The sequence below is a fragment of the Photorhabdus antumapuensis genome (assembly GCF_020387775.1).
Lineage (GTDB): Bacteria > Pseudomonadota > Gammaproteobacteria > Enterobacterales > Enterobacteriaceae > Photorhabdus > Photorhabdus antumapuensis.
In genome coordinates, this window is the sequence record NZ_JAHZMK010000017.1 from 77,446 (window position 1) to 87,607 (window position 10,162).

Genomic DNA, 10,162 nt, shown 5'->3' on the forward strand with positions numbered 1-10,162 from the left:
TAAAGAATCAATGGCTATCGAAATTAAGGTACCGGATATCGGTGCGGATGAAGTGGAAGTCACCGAAATCATGGTGAAAGTTGGCGATACAGTGGAAGCTGAACAATCGCTGATCATGGTAGAAGGTGATAAGGCTTCGATGGAAGTTCCATCCCCTCAGGCGGGTGTTGTTAAAGACATCATCGTTGCAGTTGGCGATAAAGTTGAAACCGGCAAGCTGATGATGATTTTTGCTTCCGCAGAGGGTGCTGTAGAAGCTGCACCTGCGGAAGAATCAGCGGCGATACCGTTATCCTCTCGTATGGCAGAACCAGAACCTGTGGTTTCCGTGACCATGGATGTTCATGTACCAGATATTGGTGGTGATGAAGTTGAAGTTACCGAAGTGATGGTAAAAAAAGGCGATACGGTTACAGCGGAACAGTCACTGATCACCGTAGAAGGCGATAAAGCCTCTATGGAAGTACCGGCACCATTCGCCGGTACGGTTAAAGAAATTAAAATCAAGGCCCGTGATAAAGTGAAAACCGGCTCTATGATTATGGTATTTGAAGTGGTGGGTGCAGCGCCTGCACCTGTGGCTTCTGCTCCGGCTCCAGTGGCTGAACCTGAGAAAGCCATTCCTGTTCTGGAGAGCCGAAGCAGCTTTGCAGAAGAAGATAAAAACGATTTCATTGAAAATAGTGCTTATGTTCATGCAACGCCGGTGATCCGTCGTCTGGCGCGTGAATTCGGCGTTAACCTGGCTAAAGTGAAAGGTACAGGGCGTAAAAACCGTATTCTGCGTGAAGACGTTCAGTCTTACGTGAGAGACGCGATTAAACGTGCTGAATCTGCGCCTGCATCAGCGGGTGGTGGTCTGCCGGGGATGTTGCCTTGGCCGAAAGTGGATTTCAGCAAATTTGGTGAAATTGAAGAAGTTGAACTGGGTCGTATCCAGAAAATTTCGGGTGCTAACCTGAGCCGTAACTGGATGATGATCCCACATGTTACACAGTTCGACGAAACGGATATCACAGAAGTTGAAAACTTCCGTAAACAGCAGAATCAGGAAGCTGATAAGAAACAGCTTGGCGTGAAGATCACCCCACTGGTGTTCATTATGAAAGCGGTGGCAAAAGCGCTGGAAGAGATGCCGCGTTTTAACAGCTCTATCTCGGCAGATGGTCAGAAACTGACGCTGAAAAAATACATCAACATTGGTGTGGCAGTTGACACGCCTAATGGTTTGGTGGTTCCGGTATTCCGTGACGTCAATAAGAAAGGCATCATCGACTTATCCCGCGAGTTGACAGAGATGTCTAAGAAAGCCCGCGCAGGTAAACTGACTGCATCTGATATGCAGGGTGGATGCTTTACTATTTCAAGCCTGGGCGGTATCGGTGGCACAGCATTTACGCCAATCGTTAATGCACCGGAAGTGGCTATCCTTGGCGTATCTCGTTCATCCATGAAGCCGGTTTGGAATGGTAAAGAGTTTGTACCACGCCTGATGTTGCCTATGTCACTCTCTTTCGATCACCGTGTGATCGATGGTGCTGATGGTGCGCGTTTCATTACATTTATTAATCATGCAATGAGCGATATCCGCCGTCTGGTGATGTAATCTCAAAGGCCGGCCATGTGCCGGCCTGATTGTTATTGCTGTGGCAGGGAAACCGCTTGCATCTGGTTGGTTTGTTGCGAGTTCTGTCACGTTAACGCGCTTTTCAGGTTATTAACAATTCTGTAAACTGCTCGCGGTGTGTAGGTCCCGGTGGAATATATCGTTTTTGGCGTCTGACCCGCCGGACAAACAATTAAGAGGTCATGATGAGTACTGAAATTAAAACCCAGGTTGTGGTGCTTGGGGCAGGTCCAGCAGGGTATTCTGCTGCTTTTCGTTGCGCGGATTTAGGTTTGGAAACCGTCCTGGTGGAACGTTACTCTACCTTAGGTGGTGTTTGTCTTAACGTTGGTTGTATCCCTTCTAAGGCATTGCTTCACGTAGCAAAAGTTATTGAAGAGGCTAAAGCTCTGGCAAATCACGGTATCGTTTTTGGTGAGCCAAAAACTGACATCGAAAAAGTCCGTGTCTGGAAAGAAAAAGTTATTAATCAGCTGACCGGTGGTCTGGCTGGTATGGCTAAAGGCCGCAAAGTCAAAGTGGTTAATGGTGTTGGTAAATTTACCGGTGCTAACACGCTGGTTGTTGAAGGTGAAGGTGGCGCAACAACGATTAATTTTGATAATGCCATTATTGCCGCAGGTTCCCGTCCTATCCAATTACCATTCATCCCTCATGATGACCCGCGCGTATGGGATTCTACCGATGCACTGGCGCTGACAACGGTTCCTGGCCGCTTATTGGTCATGGGCGGTGGTATCATCGGTCTGGAAATGGGAACTGTTTACCACGCTCTGGGTTCTCAGATTGATGTCGTTGAAATGTTGGATCAGGTTATTCCTGCGGCTGACAAAGATGTGGTGAAAGTATTCACCAAGCGCATCAGCAAACAATTCAATCTGATGCTGGAAACCAAAGTTACCGTGGTAGAAGCCAAAGAAGAGGGTATCTACGTCACGATGGAAGGCAAAAATGCACCGGCAGAACCACAACGTTATGACGCGGTTCTGGTTGCTATCGGTCGTGTACCTAACGGTAAAATGATGGATGCAGGTAAAGCCGGTGTTGACGTTGATGACCGTGGCTTTATCCATGTTGATAAGCAAATGCGTACCAATGTACCGCACATTTTTGCTATCGGTGACATCGTTGGTCAGCCAATGCTGGCGCATAAAGGTGTTCACGAAGGCCACGTTGCGGCTGAAGTTATTTCCGGTAAGAAACACTACTTCGATCCAAAAGTTATTCCATCCATTGCTTACACTGAACCAGAAGTTGCTTGGGTTGGTTTGACTGAGAAAGAAGCGAAAGAGAAAGGTATCAGCTATGAAACGGCAACTTTCCCGTGGGCCGCTTCTGGCCGTGCGATCGCGTCTGATTGTGCTGACGGTATGACCAAACTGATTTTCGATAAAGAAAGTAACCGTATTATCGGTGGCGCCATTGTAGGTACTAACGGTGGTGAACTACTGGGTGAAATCGGTCTGGCAATTGAAATGGGTTGCGATGCGGAAGATATCGCGTTGACTATTCATGCTCACCCAACGTTGCATGAATCTGTCGGTCTGGCGGCTGAAATCTTTGAAGGCAGTATTACTGACTTGCCAAATGCCAAGGCAAAGAAAAAGAAATAATTTCTTAAATCGATTAATGTAATTTACCGAAGCGGCTTTCATTTATTGAAAGCCGTTTTTTTATCTGGTATGACCTGTTTGAAGGAACACGGTATAAAAAGTATGGCCTTTGTGGGGGCTATTGGCAAAAATCAGCGGAATAATCTGTTTTAATAGCTTTGTCTGCTGTTAATTCAGAATATTACTATCAGTTAATGTTACTTTTATGTGAACGAATTAACATCGCATTCAAATTTTGGTATGCTGGGTGCCCGAAGCTGGGCATAACTTGATTTGCACTTGCTAAGTTATGCCGGCAATCCTCTGACCTGGCACCCGGAACCATAACTAACAGCCTGTCCCAGTGGGCGTTGCGTTATTGTTGCGAAAACACAATAGCCTGATGATACAGGTTCTAAGGCGGGTGCAGACAGCCGGGTAGATAAATGACAATGAGAGCGAGGAGAAAGTCGTGCTAGAAGAATACCGCAAGCACGTAGCCGAGCGTGCAGCCCAAGGTGTCGTCCCTAAGCCATTGGACGCGACGCAAGCGGCGGCGCTGGTTGAGTTACTGAAGAGCCCACCAAAAGGTGAAGAAGATTTCCTGTTAGATCTACTGATTAACCGTGTTCCCCCTGGTGTTGATGAAGCGGCCTATGTAAAAGCCGGTTTTCTTGCCGCCATTGTAAAAGGTGAAACCGCTTCACCGCTAATCACGCCAGAAAAAGCGGTTGAACTGCTTGGAACTATGCAGGGTGGTTATAACATTCATCCCCTGATTGATGCTCTGGATAATGAAAAACTGGCTCCCATTGCAGCTAAAGCGCTCTCTCATACTTTGTTGATGTTTGACAACTTCTATGATGTAGAAGAAAAAGTGAAAGCCGGTAATCCACAAGCCAAACAAATTATGCACTCTTGGGCGGATGCGCAGTGGTATCTGGAACGTCCTGAACTGGCAGAAAAAATCACAGTAACTGTATTTAAAGTGACTGGTGAAACAAATACGGATGACTTATCTCCTGCGCAGGATGCATGGTCACGTCCTGATATTCCATTGCATGCTCTGGCTATGCTGAAAAATGCCCGTGAAGGTATAGAACCTGATCAAGCTGGCATCGTTGGCCCAATCAAACAGATTGAAGAACTGAATAAGAAAGGCCACCCGTTGGCTTATGTCGGCGATGTGGTTGGTACCGGTTCTTCCCGTAAATCAGCCACTAACTCCGTACTGTGGTTTATGGGCGAAGATATCCCATTTGTGCCAAACAAGCGCGGTGGTGGCGTTGTTTTGGGTGGTAAAATTGCGCCAATCTTCTTCAATACCATGGAAGATGCTGGTGCATTGCCCATTGAAATAGATGTTAATAAGCTGAATATGGGTGATGTGATTGATATCTATCCCTATAAAGGCGAAGTACGCAATCACCAAACCAATGAATTATTGGCTGAATTTGAACTAAAAACCGATGTGTTGCTGGATGAAGTTCGCGCGGGTGGTCGTATTCCACTGATTATTGGTCGTGGTTTAACCAGTAAGGCTCGTGAGTCGCTTGGCTTACCGCAAAGTGATGTATTCCGTCAGGCGAAAGCGATTGAGAAAAGTAACCGTGGTTTCTCCTTAGCTCAGAAAATGGTTGGCCGGGCATGTGGCACTGTGGGTATTCGCCCGAGTGAATATTGTGAACCTAAAATGACCTCCGTTGGTTCTCAGGATACTACCGGTCCAATGACCCGTGATGAGCTGAAAGACCTGGCATGTTTGGGCTTCTCTGCGGATTTGGTGATGCAGTCATTCTGCCATACGGCTGCTTATCCTAAGCCGGTTGACGTCACTACTCACCATACCTTGCCTGATTTCATTATGAATCGTGGCGGTGTTTCTCTGCGTCCGGGTGATGGCATTATTCATTCATGGCTGAACCGTATGTTGTTGCCTGATACGGTTGGTACGGGAGGTGATTCCCATACCCGTTTCCCAATTGGTATTTCCTTCCCGGCAGGTTCTGGCTTGGTGGCGTTTGCTGCGGCAACGGGGGTAATGCCTTTGGATATGCCAGAATCTGTGTTGGTTCGTTTTAAAGGGCAGATGCAGCCCGGCATTACTTTGCGTGATTTGGTTCATGCGATTCCTTACTATGCGATTCAGCAAGGTCTTCTGACGGTTGAAAAGAAAGGTAAGAAAAACATCTTCTCTGGCCGTATCCTCGAAATCGAAGGTTTGCCAGATCTGAAAGTTGAGCAGGCATTTGAGCTGGCAGATGCTTCTGCGGAGCGCTCTGCGGCAGGCTGTACCATTAAATTGGATCAAGCACCGATTATTGAATATCTGCAATCCAACATTGTATTGCTGAAATGGATGATTGCTGAAGGTTATGGTGATCGCCGTACACTGGAACGCCGTGTAACGGGTATGGAAAACTGGCTGAAAGATCCTCAACTGCTGGAAGCCGATGCTGATGCAGAATACGCAGCGGTTATCGAAATCGATCTGGCCGAGATTAAAGAACCTATTCTGTGTGCGCCGAATGATCCAGATGATGCTCGTTTACTGTCTGATGTGGCTAACAGTAAAATCGATGAGGTTTTTATCGGTTCTTGTATGACTAACATTGGTCATTTCCGTGCAGCCGGTAAATTATTGGATCAACATAAAGGTCAATTACCAACTCGCTTGTGGGTTGCTCCGCCAACGAAAATGGATGCAGCTCAACTCACAGAGGAAGGTTATTACAGCATCTTTGGTAAGAGTGGGGCGCGGGTTGAAATTCCTGGCTGTTCCTTGTGTATGGGTAACCAAGCACGTGTTGCTGATGGTGTAACCGTAGTTTCCACTTCGACTCGTAACTTCCCGAATCGTTTGGGGACGGGGGCGAATGTTTATCTGGCATCGGCTGAGCTGGCGGCTGTAGCTTCTCTGTTGGGACGTCTGCCGACACCGGAAGAGTACCAGCAATTTATGGATAAAGTTGATGAGACTGCGGAAGATACTTATCGTTATCTCAATTTTGATCAACTGAACCAATATACTGAAAAAGCGGATGATGTGATTTTCCAAACTGCGGTGTAATTCCGATATATTGCAATACGAGCGAATGGGAGGTGAAAACCTCCCGTTTTAGATTGTTGGCTTTTAACGTTTCGATTATCACTGCTGAGTTTTTATCAATGATAAAACAAGTGTTAAGAAAGGTCGTCTTTTGCCTGTCAGTCTGGTTTTAAAATCTGGAAAAAAGGGCAAACATATCGTGAAAAAGCAGATAAAAACTTTAATCATTAAAGGTAAAAAGTAATGATTAAGGATTTTTTAAAGTGGGTGAAAGATGTGATGCTATACTAACTATCAGGGTCGGGTAGGGTTGCACTTTATTCATAATTCAACAGTGTAGTTCATTTTCTATCTCACAGGGTAGTCTTATCGTTTTTGTTGCTGCTTCAGTATCTAACGGTAGTGAACTGACATATCAGAGTGAATTACAATGGATTTTTCTTTTTCTACCTGCAATGTTTTTCTATCAATTGCAATAATACTTTTCCCTTCATTGATCTGGCGATGATTGGTCTAGGAATTCGGAATACAGGGTTTTAATTGAAGCGTCATTATTGATAGCTTTGGTAATATTAGCAATACAGTATCTAAGGGGGGAGTGAGTAAAAGTGGTGTGCTGTTTAAGCCATTTAAATTGTAATTCTCTAAATTTCTGAATGAACTTCTAGCTAGAAGTGCCACTCAAAATAGTTGCAAAGACCAGAAAATAACTTCCATTAATTCATATCTTTTATTGATGTCAGCGAGTAGGTTAGGTATGTCATTGGTATAGATAAAAACAGTCATCGTCAGAATCAATTTTTATGAAATATGATGATCAAATCGTTTTGGTGATGAAAAGTTCCATAAAAAGTAAGATCCGATCCTGATGTTATTGATGCGGAGGATATTAGAATAGCATCAATGATTTTATCGTTAATGGGAATAATTTGTATGAGTGATCCTCGCTTTTTTATACTTTCCAATCTGGATGGCGTCACAAAAAGCATACCATCGGCGTAGATTACTCCATTGTTGTGCCAATTCAGGGTAGTCTGATAGTCAACCAGACTGGTATTCGCTGGATTAGTGTTTCTGCACGAAAATAATTTTGTTTAGCACAGCTCAGACGGTGCTGGGTTAATGCTGGAATATGGTGTTTAATTGATAGCTCTAGGCCAATATTACAGACTTTAAGTAACAACTCTATGTTAAATAACCCGAATTCTGCTTAAACCATCATTGAAAAATCTTCTTCTGAGTAGAAAACTTTCAGTGATGGCTTCTTCAATTTAAGGCAGTAAGCAATCAATCCACCTAAAACGCACAACAGAAAACCTTTTATACTTCGGTGGCGGGAATGCTCTATTTGAGAAATAGTTTTTAATTGCCCATTAATCGTTTCAATGATAAAACGTTTTGATAACATTATTTTATCCCACTCAGCTTGCAGGTGAGCCTTCATATTTCGGCGCTTTTGGGTGATGAAAGTGAGTCCCGCTTTAGCTAAGTCGTCAGCCAATTCCTGACTGAGATAACCTTTATCGCCGTACAGAGAACCCGTTAATTCTGTTGTTAATTCGCGAACAGGTTCCCGATCATCTACATTACCGGCAGTGACTTTAAGCGCCAAAATTTCCCCCTGATGATTGACAACCAGGTGTAATTTGAAACCGTAAAACCCGCCCATTGAATTTTTTCCGCGCCTGGCTATCCCCGCAAAGACCTTTATGTCGAGGAATGCGAATGTTATGGCAGACACTCAAACGGGTGGAATCAATAAAAGCCATGCCTGTGGGTTTTCCTTTTAATTGCGTCAGATAGCTGCATAGTGGCACCAAAACGGAAGGGGCCACACTGACAAAACGGGGATAGCTGAGTAAGGTGGGAAAATCGTTGTGGTGATATTTCCAAATATGTTCTAAATAAAAATGTTTAAAATCCCGGTAATGCGACCGATGAAAAAGGATCAAAATGGTCATGATTTCACTGGGAGACATGTGACCTTGTCGGCGGCGTAAACGATGCCGGCTATCGAGACAAAATTGTTCCCATTGAGGGATGAAAAAACGGCAAAAATCATCGACATCACAGAAAATTTCAACTAAGTTGTCCATAGCCTGTTCCACCTCGGAGCTGTTTTTGAGTCTGCACCAAAACTTTGCTCCTGGAACAGGCTTCTCGTCAATTTCTTATCCAGAATTCGGGTTAAATAATAATATTAACCATAAACTTATTAATAAATTCTTACCCAAAGCAGGTGGTTTTTTTATTTGGGCTGATTCCTATATTTCTAATTTTCCTTATTTTTTATTTTGATAAAGAGTCTTTGCTTATCTTAAAGTTAAATGAGATATCTTTTCATGATAAAGGAAGTATTTCATCAGAATATATATTGATTAGTGAGATTGCTGTTAGTTATACTTTAGTAAGTACACCTTTCTTATCAATTCTTTTGTTTATTTTATGGGGGGGATATTTCGTTATGAATAAAACAAAGATAACCACATATGAGTTACTGAAGCTAATTTCTTTATATGGGGTTGTTTTTGTGGTTTTCGTGTTTTTTGGGTGTTTCTATAGAAATGATTTGATAGATAATATTTTTTGGAATATTTTTGGAGAAAATTACTTTCTTTTATTTATTTACTATGTTATGTATTTTTTTACCTATTATGTCATTTTTATTATGCTAGTAATCATTTGGTTTTATTTTCCATTGCATTATCTTAGATATAAGAGTGTGATTTGATCACACTCTTATAGATTTATAACTAATGTGCTGAAGGGATTAGATAATTATTTAATTTATCTGCAAATTTATCATCTATATATGAGGTTAAAATAGCTGTAATTATAGTAAAAACAACCTTAAGAATAGTAGCGGGTATTGCTATTTTAGCTGTAATTATCATAGCGATACTAGTCAATATTCCGAGTAAAATTCCCGAAGAAAAACCACTCAAAACCATTGCTTCGATTTCCAGCATTAATGGTTTCCAATTACCCGTTTCAAATCCTTCGACTATTTTATCCCTTATTTTTTCTACTTTAATAACTTTATCTAACAAGGCAAAAGACTGACCCAGTCTTTGGAGATTATCAGACAACGTTTTAGCATCAATGTACCTGATTGCATTCATAAACAGGATCTTTAGCGCCAACCGGTTATTTTAGATAGAAAAAAGGCTTTATTTATGATCTGATAATTGTCGCCAAGCAAAATACCGAGATCAGAGAATAAAACCGATGGCAATTATCCCCACAAAACTTCAGTTAATGCAATTCTTTAGTGACGTTTTTCTTGAAAAAACCGCCCGCCGATGTGGCTTTATGGAACGACTCAGAAATATTGGGCCACAGTCTCTGGTTCTCAGTCTGATAGCCGCACTGAGCAAAGGAAACTGCACCTCCATCGCTGACCTGCACCGGCAATTTAACGGCATGTGTCTGAGTGAAAAACACACTGTCGCCTATAAGCCCTTCCATAATCAGTTACGTAAAAGCGCTTTCGCCGATTTTATGAAGACGCTGGTGACGTTCGCCATGGCTCAGTTGATTGAAAAAGCTTTGCCACCCTTACCCAAAAAATTCAGCCAGTTTGACGATATCCTCTTGCAGGATGGCAACTCATTCAACGTTCATCCCGATTTAGCCGGGGTTTTTCCCTGTCGTTTCAGTCCCTTGAAGGCGGCGGTTGAGTGCCATATGACCCTGTCTTTGTTCAGCCAATCGCTTAATCCCCTGATTGTCAGCGCCCGAAATGGACGGGCGCGACAATTACCGACACTGGCGGGCAAAAAACTCCGGGAGATTAGCCGCAAAAACAACCGTGCTGAAGTGCTGGATTTCACCTGTCGGCGTGGCCGATTCGAATTTCGGGTCATCCGGCATTGGTTTGCGCAGGAAAAGCGC

6 protein-coding genes and 2 pseudogenes are annotated in these 10,162 nt (G+C 43.4%); 4 read left to right on the forward strand and 4 right to left on the reverse strand.

The genetic code is table 11. The features are described 5' to 3' along the window. The first annotated feature begins 10 nt into the window (after positions 1-10). The 3 genes from aceF to acnB all read left to right on the forward strand — a co-directional run bounded on the left by aceF (position 11) and on the right by acnB (position 6,289). Positions 11-1,606: a dihydrolipoyllysine-residue acetyltransferase gene (gene aceF, locus KZ793_RS07725; RefSeq protein ID WP_225814827.1), complete on the forward strand. Its 1,596-nt coding sequence runs from the start codon at positions 11-13 to the stop codon at positions 1,604-1,606. 206 nt (positions 1,607-1,812) lie between these two features. After that, entirely contained in the window at positions 1,813-3,240 is a 1,428-nt protein-coding gene (lpdA, locus tag KZ793_RS07730; protein ID WP_225814828.1) for a dihydrolipoyl dehydrogenase, read from the forward strand. A 451-nt stretch (positions 3,241-3,691) separates the two neighbouring features. Continuing rightward, on the forward strand, positions 3,692-6,289 hold the full coding sequence (gene acnB / locus KZ793_RS07735) for a bifunctional aconitate hydratase 2/2-methylisocitrate dehydratase (protein ID WP_225814829.1): 2,598 nt from the start codon (positions 3,692-3,694) through the stop codon (positions 6,287-6,289). A 950-nt stretch (positions 6,290-7,239) separates the two neighbouring features. Here acnB and KZ793_RS07740 read toward each other — a convergent pair. The 4 genes and pseudogenes from KZ793_RS07740 to KZ793_RS07750 form a co-directional block, all read right to left on the reverse strand. Beyond that, positions 7,240-7,451: pseudogene (locus KZ793_RS07740) on the reverse strand (Tn3 family transposase); the annotation flags it as partial. A 27-nt stretch (positions 7,452-7,478) separates the two neighbouring features. Next, the gene (locus tag KZ793_RS22540) at positions 7,479-7,937 is read right to left on the reverse strand and encodes an IS982 family transposase (RefSeq protein WP_255619227.1); all 459 of its coding nucleotides are present in this window, start codon (positions 7,935-7,937) and stop codon (positions 7,479-7,481) included. Then, a complete protein-coding gene (locus KZ793_RS22545) occupies positions 7,870-8,364 on the reverse strand; it encodes a transposase (protein WP_255619228.1) in 495 nt (164 codons plus the stop codon). The genes KZ793_RS22540 and KZ793_RS22545 overlap by 68 nt, the downstream gene beginning before the upstream one ends. A 657-nt stretch (positions 8,365-9,021) precedes the next feature. Beyond that, positions 9,022-9,390 carry a colicin-like pore-forming protein gene (locus KZ793_RS07750; RefSeq protein ID WP_225814830.1) on the reverse strand — a complete coding sequence of 123 codons (369 nt, stop codon included), beginning with the start codon at positions 9,388-9,390 and terminating at the stop codon, positions 9,022-9,024. Between the two features lie 106 nt (positions 9,391-9,496). On the opposite strand from KZ793_RS07750, the pseudogene KZ793_RS07755 reads away from it, so the two are divergent. Then, positions 9,497-10,162, forward strand: a pseudogene (locus KZ793_RS07755) (IS4 family transposase); the annotation flags it as partial.